Source organism: Persicobacter sp. CCB-QB2, assembly GCF_001274635.1.
GTDB lineage: Bacteria > Bacteroidota > Bacteroidia > Cytophagales > Cyclobacteriaceae > Persicobacter > Persicobacter diffluens.
Window position 1 is genome coordinate 988,687 of record NZ_LBGV01000001.1, and the last position, 23,778, is coordinate 1,012,464.

At 41.1% G+C, this 23,778-nt stretch carries 19 protein-coding genes; 12 read left to right on the plus strand and 7 right to left on the minus strand.

Features of this window, described 5'->3' with window-relative positions; genetic code table 11:
- The first annotated feature begins 169 nt into the window (after positions 1-169).
- The 6 genes from NG22_RS04510 to NG22_RS04535 all read left to right on the plus strand — a co-directional run bounded on the left by NG22_RS04510 (position 170) and on the right by NG22_RS04535 (position 8,795).
- Entirely contained in the window at positions 170-1,282 is a 1,113-nt protein-coding gene (locus tag NG22_RS04510) for an efflux RND transporter periplasmic adaptor subunit (RefSeq protein WP_053404617.1), read from the plus strand.
- A 7-nt stretch (positions 1,283-1,289) separates the two neighbouring features.
- Positions 1,290-4,451: an efflux RND transporter permease subunit gene (locus tag NG22_RS04515; protein WP_072159032.1), complete on the plus strand. Its 3,162-nt coding sequence runs from the start codon at positions 1,290-1,292 to the stop codon at positions 4,449-4,451.
- A complete protein-coding gene (locus NG22_RS04520) occupies positions 4,441-5,805 on the plus strand; it encodes a TolC family protein (protein ID WP_053404619.1) in 1,365 nt (454 codons plus the stop codon). The genes NG22_RS04515 and NG22_RS04520 overlap by 11 nt, the downstream gene beginning before the upstream one ends.
- 118 nt (positions 5,806-5,923) lie before the next feature.
- Positions 5,924-6,988 carry a sensor histidine kinase gene (locus NG22_RS04525; protein WP_172674320.1) on the plus strand — a complete coding sequence of 355 codons (1,065 nt, stop codon included), beginning with the start codon at positions 5,924-5,926 and terminating at the stop codon, positions 6,986-6,988.
- Positions 6,981-7,757 carry a LytTR family DNA-binding domain-containing protein gene (locus tag NG22_RS04530; protein ID WP_053404621.1) on the plus strand — a complete coding sequence of 259 codons (777 nt, stop codon included), beginning with the start codon at positions 6,981-6,983 and terminating at the stop codon, positions 7,755-7,757. Before NG22_RS04525 ends, NG22_RS04530 begins: the two co-directional genes overlap by 8 nt.
- A 165-nt stretch (positions 7,758-7,922) precedes the next feature.
- The gene (locus NG22_RS04535) at positions 7,923-8,795 is read left to right on the plus strand and encodes a glycine betaine ABC transporter substrate-binding protein (RefSeq protein WP_053404622.1); all 873 of its coding nucleotides are present in this window, start codon (positions 7,923-7,925) and stop codon (positions 8,793-8,795) included.
- A gap of 1 nt (position 8,796) precedes the next feature.
- Here NG22_RS04535 and NG22_RS04540 read toward each other — a convergent pair whose 3' ends face one another.
- Positions 8,797-9,606 carry a hypothetical protein gene (locus NG22_RS04540; RefSeq protein ID WP_053404623.1) on the minus strand — a complete coding sequence of 270 codons (810 nt, stop codon included), beginning with the start codon at positions 9,604-9,606 and terminating at the stop codon, positions 8,797-8,799.
- A gap of 312 nt (positions 9,607-9,918) precedes the next feature.
- Positions 9,919-10,845 carry a helix-turn-helix domain-containing protein gene (locus NG22_RS04550; RefSeq protein ID WP_253275649.1) on the minus strand — a complete coding sequence of 309 codons (927 nt, stop codon included), beginning with the start codon at positions 10,843-10,845 and terminating at the stop codon, positions 9,919-9,921.
- Between the two features lie 209 nt (positions 10,846-11,054).
- Here NG22_RS04550 and NG22_RS04555 point away from each other — a divergent pair, with 209 nt between their 5' ends.
- The 4 genes from NG22_RS04555 (at position 11,055) to NG22_RS04575 (ending at position 16,301) form a co-directional block, all read left to right on the plus strand.
- Complete coding sequence (locus tag NG22_RS04555) at positions 11,055-12,578, plus strand: aldehyde dehydrogenase family protein (protein WP_053404625.1); 1,524 nt, start codon at positions 11,055-11,057, stop codon at positions 12,576-12,578.
- A gap of 249 nt (positions 12,579-12,827) precedes the next feature.
- Positions 12,828-13,208, plus strand: a complete 381-nt coding sequence (locus NG22_RS04560; RefSeq protein WP_053404626.1) for a DUF779 domain-containing protein — start codon at positions 12,828-12,830, stop codon at positions 13,206-13,208.
- A gap of 653 nt (positions 13,209-13,861) precedes the next feature.
- Positions 13,862-14,326 (plus strand): DUF1456 family protein, encoded by a 465-nt coding sequence (locus NG22_RS04565; RefSeq protein WP_053406881.1) that lies wholly within the window; start codon positions 13,862-13,864, stop codon positions 14,324-14,326.
- A gap of 880 nt (positions 14,327-15,206) precedes the next feature.
- Complete coding sequence (locus NG22_RS04575) at positions 15,207-16,301, plus strand: ATP-binding protein (RefSeq protein WP_172674321.1); 1,095 nt, start codon at positions 15,207-15,209, stop codon at positions 16,299-16,301.
- Between the two features lie 93 nt (positions 16,302-16,394).
- Here the strand turns inward: NG22_RS04575 and NG22_RS04580 are convergent, their stop codons facing one another.
- The 3 genes from NG22_RS04580 to NG22_RS04590 form a co-directional block, all read right to left on the minus strand.
- Positions 16,395-16,586, minus strand: a complete 192-nt coding sequence (locus NG22_RS04580) for a cold-shock protein (protein ID WP_053404629.1) — start codon at positions 16,584-16,586, stop codon at positions 16,395-16,397.
- Between the two features lie 141 nt (positions 16,587-16,727).
- On the minus strand, positions 16,728-17,402 hold the full coding sequence (locus NG22_RS04585; RefSeq protein ID WP_172674322.1) for a DsbA family protein: 675 nt from the start codon (positions 17,400-17,402) through the stop codon (positions 16,728-16,730).
- 821 nt (positions 17,403-18,223) lie between these two features.
- Entirely contained in the window at positions 18,224-18,559 is a 336-nt protein-coding gene (locus tag NG22_RS04590; RefSeq protein WP_253275650.1) for a YciI family protein, read from the minus strand.
- A 292-nt stretch (positions 18,560-18,851) separates the two neighbouring features.
- Between NG22_RS04590 and NG22_RS04595 the strand changes: the two genes are divergently transcribed.
- Positions 18,852-20,225, plus strand: coding sequence for a hypothetical protein (locus NG22_RS04595; RefSeq protein WP_157600864.1), 1,374 nt, complete (start codon positions 18,852-18,854; stop codon positions 20,223-20,225).
- Positions 20,226-20,776: 551 nt separating this feature from the next.
- Positions 20,777-22,294, plus strand: a complete 1,518-nt coding sequence (locus tag NG22_RS04600) for a GAF domain-containing protein (RefSeq protein WP_053404633.1) — start codon at positions 20,777-20,779, stop codon at positions 22,292-22,294.
- A gap of 65 nt (positions 22,295-22,359) precedes the next feature.
- Here the strand turns inward: NG22_RS04600 and NG22_RS04605 are convergent, their stop codons facing one another.
- Positions 22,360-23,070, minus strand: coding sequence for a hypothetical protein (locus tag NG22_RS04605; RefSeq protein ID WP_053404634.1), 711 nt, complete (start codon positions 23,068-23,070; stop codon positions 22,360-22,362).
- Between the two features lie 279 nt (positions 23,071-23,349).
- Positions 23,350-23,655 (minus strand): hypothetical protein, encoded by a 306-nt coding sequence (locus tag NG22_RS17730; protein WP_157600865.1) that lies wholly within the window; start codon positions 23,653-23,655, stop codon positions 23,350-23,352.
- Between the last annotated feature and the right edge of the window lie 123 nt (positions 23,656-23,778).

Below are 23,778 nucleotides of genomic sequence, written 5' to 3' on the forward strand. Positions count from 1 at the left end.
TTGCTGTTTAAAGGCAGGCTTAGAAAGGGAGAGGTAACAAGGAGCATTTATCGGTGGATTTCCTGTTTCATACCCTAATTTCCCGTTTTGGTCGGCTCTTATTATAAGGCGTGTAATTTTCTTTTCAATTTTGGGTCAGTATTGGAAAAGAAACAGACCTAAATTTATAATGAAGAAGAGAATCATATCCTTATCCCTGGCTGCTGGCGTTATAGTTTTGGCATTTGGAATATTTACCCTGATGCCCTCCCGCAGGATGGAGGCAAAAATTTTGGATGAGGGGCAATCCGCCCTTTTGGTAGAAGTCATGAATGCCCAGGTGGGTACTATTTCCCAAACGGTAAGTGCTACCGGTCGGCTAAAGGCGGTAGATCGTTATGAGATTTTTGCCCAGGTGGATGGGCAGCTGAAGGCTTCAGCGCGAAATTTTCGGGAAGGAAAGCTTTATCGCAAGGGGCAATTGATGCTGGAGATTGACCGCAGAGAATTTGAAATGAGTCTGTTGGCTCAGAAGTCAGATTTTATCACTCAGGTGACAGCGGTTTTACCGGATTTGAAGGTAGATTATCCTGCTGCTTATCCATTATGGAAAGCTTATTTACAAAAAGTGGACGTGCACCGCAGCCTTCCGGCTTTACCAGAAAGTCAGTCTGAGCAGGAGCAATTTTTTCTTACAGGCAAGGGGATTTATACTTCTTTTTATAATGTGAAGTCGGGGGAGGAGAAATTATCGAAATATAGCATTTATGCGCCCTTTAATGGAGTGGTGACTTCTGCTGATGCGGAAGCCGGGACTGCCGTCCGCACCGGAACGGTGATGGGAACTTTCATTTCTTCGGACCAATTTGAATTAGAGGTCACTGTACCGATGCAATATTTGCATCAGATCAAGCTAGGGACGGAAGCCCAATTATCCTCTACTGAGCTTAAGGGATCATGGAAAGGCAAGGTGGTCCGCATTGGAGGAGCCATAGACCAGCAATCTCAATCCGTGAAAGTATTCATTCAGACTTCCGGAAAGGACTTAAAAGAGGGGATGTTCTTGAAGGCAGAAATGCAATCCAAGCCTTTTGAGAATGCAGTTTCGGTTCCCCGAAAAATGCTGAACGCTGAAGGGAAGGTGTTTGTGGTGAAAAATGGACGCTTGCAGCTGCAGGCGGTGGAAGTTTTGGCCAAAGAAGGCGATATGGTGGTGGTGTCAGGCTTATCGGCAGGTACGCCTTTATTAAAGACCGTCATTAAAAGCGCTTATGAAGGAATGAAGGTGTCGGTTAAGCAATAGCAGCTATATGAAAAGTATTATATCTTATTTTATAAAGTTTCCATTGGCCGTAAACCTGGTCATGGTATTGATATTTGTGTTTGGTTTGGTGTCTTTGTCGGGAATTCAACGCAATTTCTTCCCCAATTTCCCGAACTACAATATTTATGTGGATGTCTTGTATCCCGGGGCTTCTCCTGAGGAAATTGAGGAAGGCGCTACGCTCAAAATCGAAGAAGAGGTCAAGGGGATTTCCAATATGGAGCGGGTGACATCGGTATCTTCCGAGAATAGCGGCAAGGTGACGATTGAGATGGAGCGTGGAACCGACATGGATAAAGCCCTTACCGATGTGAAGAATGCCGTGGAGAAAATCGCCTCTTTCCCTACGGGAGTGGAATCGGTGGTGGCTTATAAGCATGACAATGTGAATTTTGCCGTTAACTTTACTGTTACCCCCAAGGGAGATCAGTCCGTTTCATTGAAATACCTGAAACAGGAAGCTCAGAAAATGGAGCACGATTTATTGAAGATTCAGGGAATTTCAAAAGTGGATTTGGCCGGATATCCGGAGGAGGAAATCGGGGTATTGCTGGATGAAGAGGCTATGGAGGCTTATAATCTGACGTTTCAGGAAGTAAGCATGGCGGTAAGCGCAGCCAACCTGATTATGACCGGCGGTACCATTAAAGATGGAGAGGAAGAGTTTTTTATTCGAATGCGGAATAAGTCCTATGAGAGTATGGGGCTGGAGGATATTGTGGTACGTCATACTGCTGCCGGAGGGGTGATCCGCCTTTCCGATGTGGCGACGATCAAAGACCAATGGGAAGACACGCCCTCCAAAGTGATGTATAATGGTAAGCCCGCCTTTTTGGTGATTATCAATACTACTTTTGAAGAAGATGTTGTGCAGGCTTCGGATATTGTGAAGGAATACATAGCAGATTACAATGCACGCCAGGATGTGCTGGAGGCTGCATTGAATAAGGATATGAGTACCATCCTGCAACAGCGAATAGACCTGCTAGTGGATAATGGATTGATGGGGATTATTCTGGTCTTAATTTTTCTATCACTTTTCCTAAATCCTCGAATTGCTTTTTGGGTGGCAGTAGGTATCCCTTTTTCTATGATGGGGATGTTTATTTTGATTCCGGCTACTTCGGTTACCATTAATATGATGTCTTTATTTGCCATGATCCTGGTCTTAGGGATATTGGTGGATGATGCCATCGTGGTGGCAGAAAACATATATCGTCATTGGCAAATGGGTAAGCCGCCGGTGAAAGCGGCCATCGATGGGACCTTGGAGGTTTCTCCGGCCGTGGTGTCAGGCGTCATCACGACCATGCTGGCTTTCTCGGCTTTTATGTTTGTCGATGCTACCATGGGCGATATGTTTAGTGAGGTCGCCATTATTGTCATCAGTATTCTTTTTGTATCGCTAATTGAGGGACTGATTATTCTTCCGGCACACGTGGCCCATTCAAAGGCATTGAAGCAAGGGGAAAAGACAGCTTGGCAAAAATACATGGGTTGGGCAGAAAGAGGACTGTTAAAGTTCCGCGATAAAGTTTATGTGCCCATATTCAGAAAGTCGATTGAATATAAGTCGGTGACCTTCGCCATTTTTACGGCGATGTTCATTATTTCTATTGGCATGGTCGCCAATAGAATTGTAGGCTCGACCTTCTTTCCAGAGGTAGAAGGGGATGATTTTACGATTGAGCTGACCATGCCCCGTGGGACGGAGGAAGCCGTCACCCAGCAATATCTGGACAAAATTATGCATGCGATTTGGGAAGTAAATGACGAATTACGTGATGCTCAGCCCGGACAGCAGGATATGGTTCAGGATGTATTTCAGCGTTTTCTTTCTTCAGGAAGTCAGGCCTCCATGCAAATCACGCTTTTAGACGCTGAACAGCGAAATGGGGCCGCTTCCGATGTCATTCAACGCATTCGAGACAAAGTGGGGGACATTCCCGGAGCAGAGGGTTTGACCTATGAGTCCTTTAGTCCATTTGGAAAGGCGGTCGCGATTTCATTAGTAGGAGATGATAATGAGGTATTGCAGCAAGCCAAAGAAGATTTAAAAATCGGCTTACGTGCCATGCCGGAGCTAACGGATATTTCGGATATTACGCCGATTGGTAATCGTGAATTTGAGATTGAGCTGAAGGAGAAGGCACATTATCTGGGGGTAACAGTGCAAGAAGTAATTTCACAAATTCGAGATGGATTCTTTGGCCGTGAAGCACAACGCCTGCAAAGAGGGAAAGATGAGGTGAAAGTCTGGGTCAAATATCCGGAAGAAAACCGCCGAGATCTGGGCCAGCTGGAAGACATGAAAATTCGCCTGGCGGATGGGTCGGCTTATCCCTTATCAGAATTAGCGACCATCAAAATGGTCAATGGCGTGGCCAATATCCGCCATTTGGAATATGACCGGGAGGTGCAGCTGCAGGCCAATCAGGTAGACCCCAAAGCCTCACTGCCCGACATTATGAAAAAGATGCAAAAGGAAGTGCTCCAACCTATTCTGGCGCAATATCCCGGAGTGACGGCTGACTTTGACGGGCAGCAAAGAGAGATGGTCAAAACGGTCAACTCCATTAAGTTCGTTTTGCCGATTGTTTTGGTTTTGATGTTTGCGATGGTGGTCCTGACTTTAAGGTCAGTAAGCCAGTCTGTTTTGGTCTACGCCATGATCCCACTCGCCTTTATCGGAGTGGTGTTCGGTCACTGGTTTCATGGCTTCTCCGTTTCGATGATGTCCGGAATGGGCATGATTGCACTGGTGGGCGTGATGATTAACGACGGCCTGGTATTGATCAATGCCATGAACATTAATCTGAAAGAAGGAATGCCCTATAAGGAAGCACTGATTGAGGCCGGCATTTCCCGCTTTCGCCCGATTATGCTGACCACCCTGACTACGGTGGTAGGGATGGCTCCCATGGTTTTCGAAACGAGCTTGCAGGCGCAATTCCTGATTCCGGTAGCCTTGTCTTTGGCTTACGGGATGATTCTTGCCACAACGACTACCTTATTGTTATTGCCGGCGATGTTGTTGGTGGTGAATCAGCTTAAAGTAAAAATCGCTTCTCTTCGTGAAGGTCGAACCGTGTCGAATGAAGAAGTCGAAAGTGCAATTAAGGAAATGGAGTACGAATATGAAGATTAATAAATATTTGTTAATAGGTGGATTGCTTTTCTTAAGCAATTCCCTTTGGGCGCAGGATAAGGATACTACGGCTTTGCCCGGATTGCTGAACCTTCAGAAAGCCATTGAAGTAGCCCTGGTGAATAATTATGATTTGAAGATTGCTCAGAATCAATTGAAGCAGTCTGAAAATAGTGCCACAGCCGGAAATGCAGGATTGCTACCTTCTCTTACCGCAAACGGTGGAACGGAGTACTCAGTGAATGACACCGAGATGCAGTTTGTCAATATGGGTGAAACCCCTTCGGCAGGAGAAGTGATCAATATTGACGGGGCGGAAACACTGACTTATAATGGGAATGTCCGGATGGATTATACCTTATTTGATGGATTTGGAAATGTGTATACTTATAAAAAGCTGAAGGATGCCAATGACCTGCAACAGACCTTATTTCGACAGCAAATGGAAATGACGATTTTTCAGGTGGCTCAGCAGTATTATGAGGTGGCCCGTAGTCAGCAAAATTGGCATCTGGCCAAGAGCTCTTTAGCGATATCCAAAGACCGGTATGTGCGGGCGGTAGATCAGAAAGCTTTTGGGCAGGCGAATCAATTGGATTTGTTAAATGCAGAGGTAGATATGAATTCGGATTCCACGGCATTATTGCAGGCTGAACAACAGTTTGTGATGGCAGTGAAGGATTTGAATGTGATTCTGGGGGTGGCGGTTCAGGAGACTTTTGAAGTGGATGATCAGATTGCCTTCCGGGAAGATATCAATATGGAGGATGTGCTGGCCAATACGATGACGAATAATGCTGCTTTGGTCACGCAACAAAAGCAGGAGGGCATTAGCGAATGGGATATGAAGATTACCAAAGCCAGAAAAATGCCTTCGATATCCGCTTACGGTAGTTATGGGTATAGCCATATGGATACCGATGCCGGTCAAATATTGTACAATGAAAGCAAAGGTTTTACGGGTGGATTAACGGCCAGCTTCAATATTTTTAATGGGCGACAACAAAGAACCGCAGAGCAAAATGCCAAGTTGGATTTGATGTCGGAGCAGGAGCGCAGCCGTCAGATCATGGCAGAGGTGGAGCGGGATGCAGCCAATGCCATTACGGACTATCAATACAAGCGCAGGATAGTGGAGTTGCAGAAAAGTAGCCTAGAACAGGCCGAATTAAATTTTGAAACCACCAAGGAAATGTATGCCCTGGGGCGTGCGACATCTATAGAATTCCGTACCGCTCAGGAGAATTTATTGAGTGTGGCGAATCGCTACAGTGATGCTCAATATCAGGCGAAAGTAGCGGAATTTTATCTGCTTCAGTTGAGTGGATCCTTAATCGGCGATTATCAACAATAAGAAATAACGCAAGGGGCATTTTTTGCACCGCTGTGTTTTTTATATTACAGTGAGGGCGGAGGAGCATTTCAATCCGCCCTTTTTATATTTATGTTTTTGGAAATGACAAATGAGAGGAATGGGCAGATTTAAGCTTTTTAAACCCGATGTTCGAATATTTTTAATACCACTGGTAGGCGTTTTAATGATGGCCACCTCTATGGTGCTCATGTTTATTTTTGAATATCGTACCTTTTCCGAGATCAGAGAAATCAGTTTATCCCGCACCATTTTTATATTATTAGAGACTTTTGTTTCCATTGGGATCATGTCACAGGTGATCTACTACCTCAATGAGGTGCTGCCCTGGAGTAAGTCATGGTGGCGAAGATTTTTGGCGAATTTTGCTATGCTGTTGTGCTTTGTTTTTGCGATGTCCATCATGATAACCTGGAATGAAGGGGTGATCTTTAAATACCTGACGAATATGGGGACGGGCGAAATTCCTAAAGAGATGAGGTTTGTGATGCCCGTAGTGACCAACACTTTGTTCATGACATTAATTGAATTGCTTTTGCAGTTTGAGACGCAATCAGAACTTAAGGTAAAATTAGCCCGATTGGAGAAAGAAAAAATCAATAGCCAGTATTCGGCTCTGAAAGGGCAGTTAGATCATCATTTTCTTTTTAATAATTTAAGTGTGCTTTCCTCCATAATTTATGAGGATGTAGAAAAAGCCGACAGCTTCATTCAGGAGTTTTCAAATGTATATCGCTATGTATTACAAATCAATGAAAAGGATTTAGTCACCGTTGAAGAAGAGCTAAACTTCATTGATGCCTATCTTTATTTGTTTAAAAGCAGGTTTGAAGAGGGTTTTCAGTATCAAATTGAGGTGAAACAGGATGACCTTCAGAAACGGTTACCGCCACTGTCATTACAGGTTTTGGTAGAAAATGCTATTAAACATAATGCTATCGCAAAGTCAAAACCAATGCTTTTAAAGATCATAACCACTGCTAATGGGCAACTCAAGGTGATCAATACTTTTCAGCCCAGAGCAGAAAAAGTGTCTTCCACCAGTACTGGTCAAAGAAACCTCCGCGAGAAATTTCTATTATTGAATATGGAGGCTCCGCTTTATGAGCGGGTAAATGGGGATTATGTGGCAACTCTTTCATTAATTAATAAGCAAAATGACTAAGGTACTAATTGTGGAGGATGAGATGCCTTCAGCAAGAAAATTACAGACGTTTATTTCACAAATTCGGCCAGATTATGAGGTAGTCAACATTTTGGAGTCGGTAAAAGAGACGGTTGATTTCCTGACTGAAACGGAAGTGGACCTGATTTTTTTGGATATCCACCTTGCTGATGGCAATAGCTTTTCCATTTTTGATCAGCTCGAAGTCCATTGTCCCATTATTTTTACCACCGCATTTGATGAGTATGCACTGCAGGCCTTTACGCAATATGCGGTAGATTATTTGCTTAAGCCGCTGTCCAGGGGGAAGTTGCTGGAAGCTATTGAGAAGTATGAGAAAATGTTTGGAGGAAGAACGGCCCAGGAGGGAAGTTCTAATCTTAATTATCACCAATTAAGCGAATTAATACAGTCGGGTAAGCCGATAGAATATAAGCAGCGTTTCATGGTGTACTATCGGGAGACGATCAGAACCGTAAGCGTGGAGGAAATCGCATATTTCTTTGCGGAGAGTAAATCAGTTTTTTTAATGACCAGGGAAGGGCAATATTATGATATCAATTATACACTTGACCAATTGGAGCAGGAGCTTGATCCAAAGAATTTTTTCAGGGCGAACAGGAAATTTCTCATTATGATAGATGCCGTGAAAGAAGCGAGTGCCTATTCTAAGGGGAAATTAAAGCTGTTTATGGCTCCTGAGGCCCCTTCTGAGGTTTTTATCTCTGCCGAGAAAGCAACCAGGTTTAAACAGTGGTTGAATATCTAAAACCATAATTTTTGTATTATTTCAACTTAGATATTTGTGATGTTTTTAATAATTTTAGAACAATTTTTGTTAAAAATCATCCAGTTTACTGATTATTCCTTTACTTTTGTTGCTATAACCATTTGACCGGCAGGATTTAATCCATGAAGACCTGCTTAATGATTTATGAGACTTTGCCTTTTAAGCTTTTTATTTCTTATTCTCAGTTTCTTCAATGTATCCTGTGGCTCTCAGGAACAAAAGCAACAAGTGGATCAACCACAATTTACCATTGCCTATGCCAATTGGGCAGAGAGCGTGGCCATGACCTACCTGGTTAAGCACCTTTTCGAAGAGAAAGGCTATGAGGTCAGATTGGTGAATGCCTCCATAGATACCGCCTTTGCGCTTTTGGCAGACGGGAGTGCGGATTTGTTTCTGGATGCCTGGCTTCCCAACACGCATGCGAGTTTTTTGGAGCAATATCAGGATCAACTGGAGGATTTGGGCGTAACGGTGGCTCAGACCAAATTGGGTCTGATGGTTCCGGAATATATGGCCAATTTGGATGATATTGCTCAGCTTAATGACTATAAAAAGGAGTTGGGAGGAAGAATCGTAGGTATTGATCCAAAATCTGGTTTGCATATCCTCACCCAGAAAGCCATGGAGGTTTACCAATTGGATTATGAATTGCAGGCGACCTCAGGCCCTCAATTGGTGGATAGTTTGCGAAAAGCGATGGAGGAGAAGATGCCTATTTTGGTGACCGGTTGGTTCCCACACTATATGATTACGGAGATGGGAATGAAATTTCTGGATGATCCGCTGATGGTGTATGGCTCAGAAGAAAAAATTCATGCCTTATCCCGAAAGGGTTTTGCTGCCGAAGACCCTAAAATCAAAAACTTCTTTCAGAATTTTAAACTGACCAATTATGAGATTGCGAGTCTCATGGAAGCCTTTGAAAACAAAGCAGCGGATCCTCAGGAGGTGGCACAGGCCTGGGTAGAAGAGAATCGTGGTTTGGTAAACTCCTGGTTTAACCGCGCTCATTAGTTTATTTCACCTGTAAGTGGATATGATCATCATGTCGGACTGCTTTACAGCCGTGGTAACGAATACGGTTATCCTGAAGTCCTAACCGTTGTGCTAAATGGGGTTCAATAAAGATCTTTTCCCAACAATTTTTTTTTAATAATGCCTGAAACAGGACTTTATTGCCTTTTGAAGAAAAGGAGAGGTGCTGATTGATTTTTCCGAAAGTAAGGTATTGGGGAAAAGAATACTGTTTAAACCCGCTGCGTATACATTGATTAATCTGGTCTTTTTCATGAGGTAGTGGGGGTTCAAATACCCCATAGCCAGAGTGCGACTTTAGTCGGTTGATAATGGAACCGTCTTCCGGATCCTGATAAATAAGGGCAATGTCAATTTTTTTGCCATCATCATGGCTCAAATGGGGCAATAGGGGGAAGCCATTGATGAAAGGGAAGTTAGCATCTAAACAGTTAATTTTGATATCCGTGCCCTCAAGTTGGTCGGCAGCACTATGCAAGGCCTGATTGAGTTTTGGGGTCACGTAATTCCTGTTGAGCAAAACGGTCCAGGCTTGTGTAATAAGGTGGGGATGATCCTGTATGGGAATTCTGCCGAAAAAAGGGCTAATGTTGGGGATCAGGATAAAAGTAGCCAGTAGGTATAAGGCCGAGAATATTCCGATTCTTTTTAAAAGTGAAAAAGGAGAAAAGAGCCTTTTAAACCAAAGGGTGATTAATAAAATAATGCCCCCAATTTGGGAGATGATGGTTAGTAACAGGAAAATCCAGGCATAAAAAAGTAGGCGTAAAAAAGGGCGAACCTTGGTCATAAGGCGGGGTATATTTTGGTTGGTATTTCCGTTTAAAAAAAATCACCGATTCTGGCAGGGCAGAAGATAAGTCAATAAAGATAACAATACAGGGCTTTCTTCCAAATGAAATGGAGACTGCACCTAATCGAAATGGCAATATTTCACCGGGATTTAAACACGGTCTTAGCTCAAATTGAGGGAGGTTTGCTTTCTCCTCATTTATCTGCTTCGTTGGAAATGACTCAAAATAGGAAAAATTACTTCCTTTTTCCTGTCCAACAGCTAAACGAAGATTTAAGCAGGAAGAATCCGGCTTAAATAGCAGTACAACTAAGAAGAAAAAAACTGTTGGCGGAATGTTTTAGGCGAACATTGGTTTTTGCGCTTAAACTGCCGATTGAAATAGGAGATATTGTTAAACCCACAGGCCAAATAAACCTCTTTAATAGGGATGTCTTCTTGCTGTAATAAGTCCTTCGCTTTTGAAATTCGCTTATCAATCAAGTATTCAATAGGGGAGATGCCTACTTCATTTTTAAAGACCCGATGAAAATGTGATTCACTCATATATACCTTTTGACTTAAGGTTTTAATGTCGAGTGGTTCATCCAAATGCTGCTGTATATATTGCATAATAAAGGCGACCCGATTATTGCTACAAATCGCCTGTTCCCCCTTTTCGTATTGGGCTTTTTTCTCATGCTGAAGAATACGAATCAAAAGTTCTTTCAACGCAAAGTCCAGAAATAGATCTTTCGTCGGATGATCTTCAGTGAAAATGAGTAAAATATGCTGAAGCACCTGCTGCAGAGCAAAATCATGCTTGAAATGGAAGTTAATTCGGCTCATTAACCATTCGTTTTCTTCTCTCGATTTAAATCGTTCATTGATGAGTTGTAGAATCTCTTTGATTTTTTCTTCAGAGATGGTCATCGCCAGGTAGCGGGTGGGATTTTGGAAACTGGCCTCCGGGAAGTCGATCAGCATTGGGGTTTCGGGCAATAGCAGGAGCGATTCTGATGGAAGAAAATTGAACGACTTTCCTTCGTTAAGTTGCATGATTTTTTTGCCCTGCATCATGGTCGCTAAAACCGGTGTATCAAATTTTAAACTGATTTTTTCTGCTATCTCATGTGTTTCAAATATATGAAGCTCAGCCTGTTCGAGCTGGTAGGAGGTTTTGTTTTCCACCAGTTGCTCCAGTTTTCGGTATTGATGAAATTCTTTTGATAATTGCATAAAGGGGCCTCGGGTCATGATGAAGATTTAATAAAAAATAATCAAATTTAAGTGATTGTGAAAAAATAATAAATAAAAAATAGCGCTCATTTTTGGAAACTCGCAAGGATAGTGCAAGGAGGATGATAGGATAGTTCAATTGTTCCAGTTTTTATTTGGGTAAATTCTAAGTAAGTATCCCTCAATAGATTAGGGAATAAGTCTTCACCCGAAAACCAAATTATAATATGAGCAATGTATCAACCGCTGTAGATCAGCAATTGGCAAAACCTACTTTTAAGAATCAGTATGAAAACTTTATTGGAGGCCAATGGCTTGCCCCGGTAAAAGGCGAATACTTTGAAAATACTTCCCCTGTAGATGGTGCCGCCTTTACTCAGGTAGCCCGATCTACTGCTGAAGATGTCGAACTGGCCATTGATGCCGCCTGGAAAGCCGCTGAAAGCTGGAATAATTCCTCTGCAACCACCAGGAGCAATATGCTTTTAAAAATAGCGGATGTTATGGAAGCGAATCTGGAATTGCTGGCGAGGGCGGAAACCTGGGATAATGGGAAAGCCATTCGGGAAACGATGGCGGCGGATTTGCCATTGGCCATTGACCATTTCCGGTATTTTGCGGGTGTTATTCGGGCTGAGGAAGGCAGCATTAGTGAGCTGGATTCCGATACGGTTTCCACCAATGTGTGGGAGCCATTAGGGGTAGTGGGGCAGATCATCCCATGGAATTTTCCAATTTTGATGGCAACCTGGAAGCTGGCTCCTGCCTTGGCGGCCGGGAATTGTGTGGTATTAAAGCCGGCAGAACAAACGCCCGTGGGGATTTTGGTGTTAATGGAGCTCATTGAGCACCTGATTCCCGCAGGAGTAGTGAATATTGTCAATGGCTTTGGACCGGAAGCAGGAAAGCCTCTGGCCTCAAGCCCTCGCATTCGAAAAGTCGCTTTTACCGGTGAAACCACTACCGGGCAGCTTATTATGCAATATGCCTCTAAAAATATTACGCCGGTAACCCTGGAGCTGGGAGGAAAGTCCCCTAACATTTTCTTTTCTAATGTGATGGATGCAGATGATGATTTCTTCGATAAATGCCTGGAAGGGGCAGCGATGTTCGCATTGAATCAGGGCGAAGTTTGTACCTGTCCCTCCAGAATGTTGGTGCAGGAAAGTATTTATGATGATTTCATGGCACGTGTAGTAGAACGGGTAAAGGCGATTAAATTGGGCCACCCGCTGGATCCGGAAACGATGATGGGCGCGCAGGCCAGTAATGATCAATATCAAAAGATTTTAAATTATTTGGAGATTGGGAAGGAAGAGGGCTGCAAGGTGTTGGCCGGTGGTGAGGCGGCTTTTAACGAAGGTTTAGAAGGAGGATATTATATTCAGCCCACGATTTTGGAAGGGAATAATAAAATGCGGGTTTTCCAGGAAGAAATTTTTGGTCCTGTGGTTTGTGTTACCAAATTTAAAGATGAGGCCGAGGCTTTGGAAATTGCCAATGACACCCTCTATGGCCTTGGAGCAGGCGTTTGGACCAGAGATATGCATCAGGCATATCAGATTTCCAGACAGGTGCAAGCAGGCCGCGTTTGGGTGAATTGCTATCATTTATATCCGGCGCATGCGCCCTTTGGAGGGTATAAAAAATCCGGGATAGGTCGAGAAACACATAAAATGATGTTGAATCACTATCGCCAAACCAAGAATATGCTGATCTCTTATGATAAAAAAGCGATGGGATTCTTCTAGTTAGCGTCTAGAAGTTCGGCTATTCGTAAGGAAAATTTACCAGTTGTGGTATGGAGCTCGCTTTGTTTGAAGTGTAATCCACCTCTTTTGCAGTGATTCCTATGGGTAACAAAGCTATTCCTGTCCTTTATTTCGGATGGCCGGGCTTTTATTTCGCTTTATTTCTGATGTTGATTTTAGCGGATTGATTTTAAAAAGGGAGTCTGATATTGACTCCTTTTCTGTTGGTTTAATTTAAAACAATAAAGTATGGTGCCCAGAGTAACGGTCACAAAAGATGCCGCAGCGCTTATTGCCAGCTTAAAGCAGAAGTTTGGCGCATTAATTTTTCATCAGAGTGGGGGCTGTTGCGATGGTTCATCCCCGATGTGTCTGGAAAAAGGGGATCTGATGATCAATGAAACTGACGTTTGGTTAGGGGAAATTGAGGGTTGTGATTTTTATATGTCCAAGGATCAGTTTGCATATTGGCAGCATACCCAAATAGAAGTGAGAGTGGTCGCCGGTAGAGGCTCGAGTTTTTCCCTGGAAATCCCTTCTGGCAAGCGATTTATTATTTCCTCCAGAATGTTTTCAGAGGAAGAGCTTTCAGACCTTTCCCCCATACATTTTGGGGAATACCAGTCTTAACCCGAATTATTCACCGCTATATTTATTCACTTAGTGTAAGTGATTTAATTTCAGTTTATTACAATTTATTTTCTTTGTTTTATAATAGCCCAAATTTGGGCAGGCTTGCTTTCTCCTCATTCATCTGTTTTGTTTGAAAAAACTCGAAATAGGAAACTATTCCTTCATTCTTGCCGCTAAACGAGAATTTAAGCCTGAATAATCCGGGTTAAATTTTCGTTCTGGCTGAATTCATCTCAGGGCCTTTTCAAAATCAGGAAGGCGGATTAAAAATTTGATGATTTTGGGCATTGGTACCAGGTTTTTTAGGTGAAAAGCCTGCTGGTAGTCGTAGTTGGTGTGTTAGCCTAAATTATTCATCCCTAGATTCAGGTTGTCGCCTTAAGTGTGTTTTTGCAGTTTGTAAATTGATTTTGCCGATTTGATATTAGCCCCTATTTGGGTAGCTTGCCTTCTCCTCAATTATCTGCTTCCTTGGAAAAACTCGAAACATACTACTATTCCTTTATTTTTCCGCCTTTTAGCTAAACGAGTATTTAAGCTTGTAAAATTCGGTTTAAACATGAATAATCCGGCTTAAGTATTTAGTGATGGATTTTACGGTTTCCCTCCTTTCAATATTGTATCTTTGGGATCTTAAAAGAGCTAGAGAAATGGAGAATAATGATATTTTAAGAAGGCTACGGTATGCTTTCGATTTTAACGATAAACAAATGATAGGCCTTTTTGAAGAAGGAGGGGTGTCTACAGACCGAGCCCAGGTGAGTAACTGGCTGAAGCGAGACGATGATCCTGATTTTGTGGAACTCAAGGATGTGGAATTAGCGGCTTATTTGAATGGCCTGATCGTATTAAAGAGAGGGAAAAAAGAGGGAGTCACTTATCAGCCCGAACAAAAACTGAATAATAACATCATCCTCAGGAAATTGCGGATCGCATTGAATTTCAAAGATGAGGATATGTTAGGGATTTTGCGTAAAGTGGATTTTAAATTAGGCAAACATGAGCTGAGTGCCTTTTTTAGGAAGCCGGAACAGGCGCAGTATCGCCTTTGTAAAGATCAGGTCATGCGTAACTTTCTATATGGTTTAGAAAAGCAATTGCGTAAGAAAGCTTAGGCTGTATTCAAGGAGCCAAACTCCTTTAGAAAAATGAAAATAGCGCAAAAGTAAAACGGATTTATTGGGGGTAATAAGCTTCAATTTTGTAGTGGAGAATTATCCTCAAGTGAATCTTTATCATGTGAAAGCTCCGGCAAGAGATACATTCGCCTTAAGCCAAATTATTCACCGATCAATGTATTATCTCATTTGAATAGCCTTATTTAAGAGGGATGTGATTGGTTTCGCTGATTTTTATATTACCAATTGGGATGAGCTTGTGTGCTACACTATCCTCTGCCTCATTGGAAAAAAAATCGGACCAGGAAAAATTCCATCAGCTTTCAGTCATACAGCTAAACATGAATATTTCGGTTTAATTAAAAGGTGGAAATTTCTTGATTTTAAATCGGTGTGTTTCTCTTTTGGAATGCGCTAGGATATTTTTCTATATACCCTTTTGAGCAATATTTTGATGCACCTGCCAGCTCATTCCTCACCTTTTTTCTGTGAAATTTCATCATAAGCTTTGTTGTTTTTCTTGCAAAAAGGACCAATATCTTACCTGTTTTTATTTTCCCAATATTCTTCCTGATAAACATTTAAGTCTTTTTGCTATTGAGGGAACTTACGAATTTTGGAAATAACAGGAGGGCTTATTGTGAATGCCTCATTTTTAGGCGATTAACCCCAATCTATTAGCCGAGATGCTAAGCTCTTTAGGCCCTTTTTTTAGCAAAAGCGTTTTTATCTGATCATGGCCTTTTTGATTGCACTTCGATTTCCTGTTTTAAAATGAGATTCAGGAATAAAAAGTACAGTTTGCGCAAAAAAAAGGTGGAAACCGTAAGTCTCTGATTTTCGATTGATTAAGGAGTGAATGATCAAATTTAGGGCTATGAAAATAAATCATTTTCAAAAAAATCAAGGGGATTGGGAAAACTTTGATAAGGATTATCGACTAGGGCTTGACTACCGGTTGATGTATGAAAATGCCCCGGATATGTATTTATCAGTAAACCCTGAAAATGGAAAGATCATCGGCTGTAACAACACCCTTTTCAAGAAAACAGGTTTTACCAAAGCAGAAGTGTTAAATAAAACCGTTTTTTATATTTATGATCCAAGTTGTCATGAAGAAGTCCGGGAGGCTTTGGAAACTTTTAGAGAATGCGGCCGATTGGAGAATCAGCAATTAATGTTCAGAACTAAGGCGGGAGGCGTCATTCCAATCCTCTTGAGTGTGGAAGCTGTACGTGATGGGAATGGTAATATTATGTATTCCAATGGATGTTGCCGGGATATTTCTGATAGATATCGTCTACAGCAAGAGATTAATCAGTTTGCCTATGTGGCTTCTCATGATTTGCAAGCCCCATTGAAGTCAGTGAAAGGGGCATTGGAAGTTTTTCAAATGATGAATCAAAATATAGTTAATGAAGAGAGTGTTGAATTATTGAAGGTAGTCGACCAATCTTTGGATAGAATGACTCTTTTGATTGAGGGGCTATTGGAGCACAGTCAAATCGGGAAAAGTTTCTTGAAAGAAAAATTGGATATGAATGGAGTGGTGGGAGATGTTTTGGTTGATTTGGCCTCCTCCATTGAGAGTAGCGGAGCGAAGGTGGTTTATGGTTATTTGCCGGAAGTAGAGGTTTATCCGGTGGAAATTCGGTTGTTATTCCAAAATTTGATCGGTAATGCGATAAAATTTCAGAAAAAAGGGAAAGTGCCCATGGTGGCTATTGAATTTAGTGAGTCGCCCAAATATTTTCAGTTTGTGGTGTCTGACAATGGTATTGGTATTCCAGAACATCAGCAATCCGCTATATTTAGGATGTTTAGTCGATTAAATAGTCCGACCGATTTTGAAGGTACGGGTATTGGGCTGGCGCATTGTAAGAAAATTGTGGAACTACATGGAGGGGAAATCTGGCTGAATTCTGACTTTGGTATGGGTTCACAGTTTTATTTTACCCTTCCCAAATCATAAAATTTAGCCGCTGTGTTCAGCAGCAAAAAAGTAAAGCGCATAAAAAAGCCCGAAATTTCGGGCTTTTCCATTTAATGGGTAATGAATAATATTTTATACGCGTTTTACGTTAATAGCATTCAATCCTTTTCTTCCTTCGGTAAGTTCGTATTCTACGTCATCACCTTCTCTGATTTCCTCAGTACAACCTGTTACGTGTACAAAGTACTCTTGTTTTGTTTCCTCATCGATGATAAAGCCGAAACCTTTGTCATCATTGAAGAACTTTACTGTTCCTTTTTTCATTATTAAAATATTGTGCTTGAAGGTAGCCGTTATTTATATGTTTTCAAAATTCTGAAGGTAATTTTTTAAATGTTTTGTTTTTTTTGGAGGATTCCAATTGTATTCTGCAAAAAGTGGCTAATTATAATCCAATTGATGGTTTTAACAACAACCGTCACTTCCACAGCAAGCTCCATCGTCATTGGAGTGATTTTCGATTTGTTGGAAGGCATTTAACCAGTTTTCAGGGGTTTGAGCGCCCTGAATCATGAATTGATCGTTGATGATAAAGGTGGGTACAGCAGTAATTCCCTCGGCCCGAAATGCAGCCTCCTCCTGATTGACTTCCTGCATGCCGTGGTCAGTTTGTAAAAATTCTTCCAATTTCAGTTTACTCATACCTGCCTGTTCGCCATATTGGGCAAGTGTTTTCAGGTTTTCTACATCCGCACCCATTTCGAAATAAGCTTGAAATAATATTCTGGACAGCGCGTCATCTTTTCCCTCCAAACGCGCAAAATGCATTAATCGATGTGCCTGAAGCGTGTTAGGGACATTTTTTACTTTTGAAAAGTTCATATTCACCCCTTCCTGCTGTGCCACCGCTTCCATTTGAGCGATCATTGGTTTGGGGTCCTGTTGATACTTGTTTCCCAAAAAGGTTTCGTAATGTTCTTGATTTCCAGCCTGAATTTCCGGATGTAATTGGAAAGGTCTCCAGCTGATTTCTGCTTTCACATTTCCCGAAGATTTTAAGGCTTTCTCAAGTCTGCTCACTCCAATGTAACACCATGGGCAGACCACATCAGAAACTATTTCAATTTTAAGTTTTTTCATTTTTTCCATATTAACCGTGAAATTAATAAGGCTTTCTCCCTCGAAAAGTCAGATAGGAAACATGTCTGTTTTATCTTTTCCGAAAATGGGAATGCCCCATATGCGTTTTTTTGGAATAATCTGGAAATATTACCCTTTATCCAGAAGGTCACTAGCCAACTATCGGTCGGAGTAAATGCTTATTCCATCTTTAGGCTAAGTTTTTGTTCAATAAGATGAATACGAATCGCCTTTTCTTCCGAATTCCCCGCAATCATTATATGGCCTCTTTTTTACCACTTCAGGGAAGTGGTGTAGCTCATTTTTTATGAGCGTGTTTAATAGCCAAAATTCATAACTTAATTTTGATTATTGCAGCAACGATACGGGATTATTTTGAGAGAATAGTAGCGCTATTGTTGAGAAATTAGCCTAAATCGCTTCCACTAATTTGAGTTTGCAGTCGGATGGTGCGGTTTTATACACGCTTTAAGTCCTGCGTATTAATATCGGCCAAAACGGTATCATATGCCTTTTTTAGTTTTATTTTATATTGGTGACCCAGCTGGAAAGGAATGCACTTAGTTTGGTTAGTGTCGAAGTTTTTTTCCGCTACTTCGATGGGGGAGGGATTATTATCCCGAATTATACACCGCCAGATTTAGTGGGTGGTCTTAACTGGTTAAAATTCAAGATCATAAGTTTGTTTTGCTGATTTATTAATAGTCCAAATGTGGGCAAGCGTTCTTCTTCATTTGCTTATTTGGAAAAGAGGTGAAATAGAAAACTATTCCTTTGTTTTTCCAGGCATGCCAGTAAATATTTAAGCATGATTATTAGGGTCAAGGCTGCTTTTGAGCAATTTTTTCATGTATTTTATTGACTCGAAGCAGAGCGGCACTTCCATACCAGGGTTTTAATTCCATTTTTAGGCTTCGGGCTTGTATTGCCGGATCTGTGGCGGTCAGCGCTTCGGCCTCCTCAATAGTGGGGACGTCAAAAATATAAATCCCTCTTAGCGCTTTATCGTCCATAAAGGGGCCAGCCAATACCAATTTACCCTCTGTGGCAAGTTTTTGAATGTTTTTTAAATGTTCCTTTTGAAGTCTGACTTTTTCCTCCTGACTCAAGTCCTGATTTTCTCCAGCGTAGAGCAAAGCCATAACGTACTTTTTCATTCCATATTGATCTGCCCCAAGCTCTTTTGCCAAGGCTTTATCGAATGATGAATTTTGTCCATGGACAGCACCATTTAAAAAGAAAATAAATAGGACTATAAAGTATAAAAAATACGGATTATGGTTTTTTGTTAAATATGTAATCATTTTGAGAAGTAGGTTTAGTGATCGTTTTGCTTGTGGTTAAATGAATTGAAAGTCAGTATTTTATTGTATATTAAAGTATTTTTCGGATAAAACAAAGTTGTATGATGGCCGTAATTCCTAATACCATTAATGTAGGTTTTGCATCATGCTAGATTATAATCATTTGAGTTTTCGATCCACATTTGGCGGGCTTTTGGGGATGTTATTAGGTTTAAATGTGATCGTGTTTTTTTCGGCCTGGTATTTTTCAACGAATCATAATTTGGAGATTGATGTAGCTGGCCGCAATAGGATGTTGTCTCAAAAAATTGCTTTATATCTTAATTTATATTATTCGGGAGATTATTCCGTGCGTCCAATTATTGAAGAGGCTTATCAATGGCATGAAGCGGCCTTGGAGGCTTTGCAGCATGGGGGTGAACTTTCCACTTCAAAATACGAAGGCGAATTAAAGTCCAGTAACAGTGAAACAGTCAAACAAGCTCTCCAAAATGCCGAAGCCGAGTATGTAGCTTTTTATGACGTTGGGAATATTATTCTGGATACCAAGGCCTCGGTCGCTCAGAAAGCACAAGCGATACAATATATTAATCTACATGCTCCTATTTTACTCGAACTAAATGAAGCTGTGGTCAGGGCGATCACCTCACATGACCAGCTGGAAAGGGGGAAAATGCAATTATTTGTTTATGGGAACCTGGCTTTAATGCTGATGGTATGTTTGTTATTACTTATATACTTATTTCGGCATGTTTTTCAATTCATGGACAAAATGAAACATGGATTGCGCAGAATCACGCTTGGAGATTATGATTACCGACTGGAAGAGGGTGGCGGTAAAGAGCTAGAAGAGCTGTCTCGACATATTAATGTTTTGGTTCGACTTCTCGTTCCAGATCAGGGGAGTGATATGGAGGAGGAGCGAAAACAGTTTAAGAAAGCATTGGCAAAAAAAAGTATTAAGGAAGAATTAATTCAGGCCTTAAATGCCACCAGATTGGACTTACTAAAAAGGCGGGATCGCGAGAATGCCATGAAATGGGAGGTGGAAGGTTATCGTCAATTTTCAGGAGTTTTGGCCAATTATTGTTTTAATAGAATGGGATTCTTAAAGGAAACGGCGGTGTTTCTTTCGAAGTATCTGGGTCTTGTGCAGTTTTCGGTTTTCGAAAGTGAGTGTGAGAAAAATCTAAATTTATTGATTAACCTGAAGTTTGGGAAGGAATCAGCATTTGACTTTTCTGCCTTTTCTGACATCTACCTGGAAGTGATTCAAGAGAATAAGTTTCTGAGTTTTAGTCAATTTCCGGAAGAAATGCGCCCTGCTTTTCCCTGGCTTAAGCAGGAAGAGCGTATCTCTTTACTACTAATGCCATTGGAGTTCAATGGGCGGGTGATTGGTATGTTGCAAATCCTGTCTTTGGCCCAATTGCCTCCATTTAAAATGGCTTTTATCAATAAATTATCTGCCACGCTGGCTCATGCGTTTTACGTTTCAGAGGAAAAAGGGTGGGTCTGAGTACTATTTCAAGAGGAGGTAAATACTGGGACAGGGGAGCCTAAAGCGGAAATTCATAAAGTGGATTTGAAGTATTTCGGTCTGATTATGGGATGTTTTGAGTGCATAGCAGGGCTATCACGGGAAAAATTCTCAATTGGCTCATAAAATCAAGTTCCGAATGCTTGGTGTAATTTTCAAGATATGCTAAACTAATCTGAATTATTCACTGCTAGACTCAAGCAGATGCTTCAACTGACTTTAATTCAGGTTGGTTAAGTTAATTTCGCTAATTGCCATGAACTCAAATTGGGGTAGGATTGCTTTCTCCTCATTCAATAGCTTCCTTGGCAAAATCTCGAACCAGGAAAAATCCTTTCCTTTTTACCGCCCAGCAGCTATACCAGGATTTGAGCATGAATTATCCGAGCTAATGCCATTGTTTTTGGGACTAAGGCGGGCGCTCCGCTAGCTTATGGAAGCAGAACAGTGGAATCCACTGATCATAACATTAAGCTTGAAAACAATTTGGTTGGTTTTGATTTATTATTTTGAATTATAATTATTTAAATATGAATAGAATAACCCAGCTGCCTATACAAAAGTCGTTTGTGGTGATCATAATGTCCGTTTTCTTCGTGAATCTGGCGGTCATTTTATTTGCCCTTAATTTAAGCCAAACCAATAGTGTGGAAATAGACCTTTCCGGTAGAAACCGGATGTTGTCCCAACGAATGGTACTTTTTAGTAAATTATATAAGGATGGGGAGGAGACAGCCAGGGAAATTGCGCTAATGGCCTGCAATCTACATGATGAAAGTTTATATGCGCTCAAATACGGAGGGATAGCTCCGGAAATGGGGTCCGGGCAGGTCGGCCCTCCTTCCTCGAAATCCATAGAAAAGGCACTTTTTATGGTGGAGAAAGCCTGGAAGCCTTATCGGGCATCCGTTTTAAAGATTTTGAATAAGGACCAGTATTCCGCAGAGGAGCAGGAAGAGGCTATGCACTTTTTGACCACTCATACTACCTCCATGTTGAAAATTAATAATGCCTTGGTGCAGGAATACGTATTGCAAAGTAAAGGTCAAAGGAGCACCCTGTTGTATTCGATGATAGGTTATTTGGTTTTCCTTTTTGGGGTGTGTATCATCATGTTACATTTTTTCAATCGCTTCGTTTTTAGGGAGATTGGGATGCTGGCTCAGGGGATGCGTGGTATAGTAGAGGGTGATTATGAATATCGGTTCAGACCCGGAGGCGGGAAAGAATTATTGCAGTTGAGTAAAAGTCTAAACGAATTTCTGGAAAAGGTTAAGAAAGCCAAAATATATGTTTCTCATTTGGGGGAGGGAAAATTGGATTGGGAAAATTCGGAGAATGACGAACTATTTAGTGCTTTGGAAAGAACTCGTGGGTTACTGTTGGAAGAAAGATTAGCCACCGAGCGAAGAGTCTGGGTGAATGAAGGGCACGCCTTATTTGCTGACACTTTAAGACAACAATCAGGGGATGTGGGGGAGTTTAGTAGAATGCTTCTGAAGCAATTAGTGGATTATGTGAAGGCCGCGCAGGGTGCGTTATTTTTGTTAGAAAAGTCAGGTGATCAGCAGGTGTTGGAGATGAAGTCTTGTTATGCTTATAGTCGTGAAAAATTTAAACAAAAGGTCATTCCCTTAGGGGAGGGTTTAATTTCTGAAGTGGTCATGGAGAATCAGTATCATTATATGGTGGATTTGCCAGAGAACTACTGTGAATTGACCACTGGTTTGGGCGGGACGACTCCACGGGCGTTATTAATAGTGCCCTTATCGTCGGATCAGGAAGTTGTGGGGGTTTTGGAATTAGCGGCTATGCGCGAGTTAAAGGACTTTGAAATAGATTTTGTGTTGAAACTGGCGGAAAGTATTGGTGCTAGTTTGTTGACTATGAAAATGAATATTCAAAACTTAAAATTGCTGCAGGAGGCGGAAGAAATGGCGGAGCAAATGCGTGCACAGGAGGAGGAGCTAAGGCAAAATATGGAAGAGCTTCAGGCGACTCAGGAGAATATGATTCGAGCAAAAAATGACCGTATTGGGGCGAGTTAGATTATTTGAAATAGTCATAAAAAAAAGCCAAGGCAATAGCAATTGTCTTGGCTTTTTATTTGGGCTTAATCTTGCGCTTGATGTTTTAACTTCCATGGTGGGAGCACATCAAAAGGAGGTTCATGTCTTAAAATTCCTTTTTCTCTTAATGTGCCCAATAAGTACAACTGGATTTGAATGTCATCCGAGTATTGATAAACCCTTTCGTGAAAGTCAAAGCCATAGGTGTCGAAAAATCGCTGATTCAATTCCTGAAAATTATCTTTATTACAGTCCTCCCGGAAGAATCGCCTGATCAAAGCAGGCTCATCTAAAGCCTGATCTACCGCTTCTTTGAAACGAACCATCTGAATAAGCCTAATTTCTTCATCACTAAAGCCTCCGTAAGGCTTGGCGATTTTTTCAATTTTTTTCCATCGTCCGTATGCCAACCAGCTGAATAGGGCAGCAAGCACATTGAAGATGATTAAGGCAGTATGAAGTCTTAAATCAGGATCTAAATAAAAATGGATGTTTAAGATGGTAAGTAGGGCGGTAAGCCCCAGGAAAGCCTGAAAAATTCGCAGACTAATATGTTTCAAGCCGTGTTTTAAAAACCCCGGATTGAGTATTTTAGATATAATCCACTTTTCATTAATATTCTTTCTGCTTTCCACTTCCTTTCTTAGAATCCGAGAGAAAATGGTACCATACCTAAATTGGTGGAGATAGAATACATAGGCGAGCTCCTCGTCAGTCCATTTTTTATATATTTTCTCTAGGTCGTTGATATTCATGGGAAGTACCTGCTATAAAGAGGGTGTTAAAAATCCGATCATGGGTGAATAATGATGTTTAAAATTTTCCTAAAAGCACCCAATTCCTAGTGCAAATATCAGTCACTTTTGGTAAAAAATGAATCATTATATGGAAATAATATATCTTGCTGTTAATGAGTGTTTTAGACTTGTGGTTCTAAATTATTCTTATTTGTGGATAAATTATTGAAATCCAATAGTTTTATCAAGTTCTTTTGGTTCGAATTTGCCTGTTTTGGGAAAATTGAGGGTTTTCCCCTAGTTCAAGAGATTGGAGTATTTTACTCTTTTGGGGTAGGCCGGAGCAGCGAAAAAAGAGGCGGTTGAAGTCAGTGAATCAGGAGCATTGGGAGCAGTCAGGATTGATATGGAAAGTGGGGATGTTAATTTTTCAAATTGGGGTAAAACAGCGTCTAGGCCGGGAGCAATATGGGTGTGAATATCTTTTATGATTACATAAAAATAAGCGTGAAATTTTTTAATAAAAAAATATGAATTTTGAGTAAATCTATCAACAACAATGTTTTTGGTTTGGTAAATTATATTTTTGTGTAAAAATTTCATAAAACACTGTTTAGTAGGAGTTTGGGTTATTGATTTGGTAAAATTGTTGTAAATATAAATTTTAAGTTAATTCTTTCCTTTTTTTGAACCAAGGCCTAATGATTTTACTCTTTATGAGGATGG

Bases quoted from the DNA above. Each gene is read 5' to 3' on its own strand.
- NG22_RS04510 (WP_053404617.1), top strand. From the start codon at position 170: ATGAAGAAGAGAATCATATCCTTATCCCTGGCTGCTGGCGTTATAGTT.
- NG22_RS04515 (WP_072159032.1), top strand. From the start codon at position 1,290: ATGAAAAGTATTATATCTTATTTTATAAAGTTTCCATTGGCCGTAAAC.
- NG22_RS04520 (WP_053404619.1), top strand. From the start codon at position 4,441: ATGAAGATTAATAAATATTTGTTAATAGGTGGATTGCTTTTCTTAAGC.
- NG22_RS04525 (WP_172674320.1), top strand. From the start codon at position 5,924: ATGGGCAGATTTAAGCTTTTTAAACCCGATGTTCGAATATTTTTAATA.
- NG22_RS04530 (WP_053404621.1), top strand. From the start codon at position 6,981: ATGACTAAGGTACTAATTGTGGAGGATGAGATGCCTTCAGCAAGAAAA.
- NG22_RS04535 (WP_053404622.1), top strand. From the start codon at position 7,923: ATGAGACTTTGCCTTTTAAGCTTTTTATTTCTTATTCTCAGTTTCTTC.
- NG22_RS04540 (WP_053404623.1), bottom strand. From the start codon at position 9,606: ATGACCAAGGTTCGCCCTTTTTTACGCCTACTTTTTTATGCCTGGATT.
- NG22_RS04550 (WP_253275649.1), bottom strand. From the start codon at position 10,845: ATGACCCGAGGCCCCTTTATGCAATTATCAAAAGAATTTCATCAATAC.
- NG22_RS04555 (WP_053404625.1), top strand. From the start codon at position 11,055: ATGAGCAATGTATCAACCGCTGTAGATCAGCAATTGGCAAAACCTACT.
- NG22_RS04560 (WP_053404626.1), top strand. From the start codon at position 12,828: ATGGTGCCCAGAGTAACGGTCACAAAAGATGCCGCAGCGCTTATTGCC.
- NG22_RS04565 (WP_053406881.1), top strand. From the start codon at position 13,862: ATGGAGAATAATGATATTTTAAGAAGGCTACGGTATGCTTTCGATTTT.
- NG22_RS04575 (WP_172674321.1), top strand. From the start codon at position 15,207: ATGAAAATAAATCATTTTCAAAAAAATCAAGGGGATTGGGAAAACTTT.
- NG22_RS04580 (WP_053404629.1), bottom strand. From the start codon at position 16,586: ATGAAAAAAGGAACAGTAAAGTTCTTCAATGATGACAAAGGTTTCGGC.
- NG22_RS04585 (WP_172674322.1), bottom strand. From the start codon at position 17,402: ATGAAAAAACTTAAAATTGAAATAGTTTCTGATGTGGTCTGCCCATGG.
- NG22_RS04590 (WP_253275650.1), bottom strand. From the start codon at position 18,559: ATGAAAAAGTACGTTATGGCTTTGCTCTACGCTGGAGAAAATCAGGAC.
- NG22_RS04595 (WP_157600864.1), top strand. From the start codon at position 18,852: ATGCTAGATTATAATCATTTGAGTTTTCGATCCACATTTGGCGGGCTT.
- NG22_RS04600 (WP_053404633.1), top strand. From the start codon at position 20,777: ATGAATAGAATAACCCAGCTGCCTATACAAAAGTCGTTTGTGGTGATC.
- NG22_RS04605 (WP_053404634.1), bottom strand. From the start codon at position 23,070: ATGAATATCAACGACCTAGAGAAAATATATAAAAAATGGACTGACGAG.
- NG22_RS17730 (WP_157600865.1), bottom strand. From the start codon at position 23,655: ATGAAATTTTTACACAAAAATATAATTTACCAAACCAAAAACATTGTT.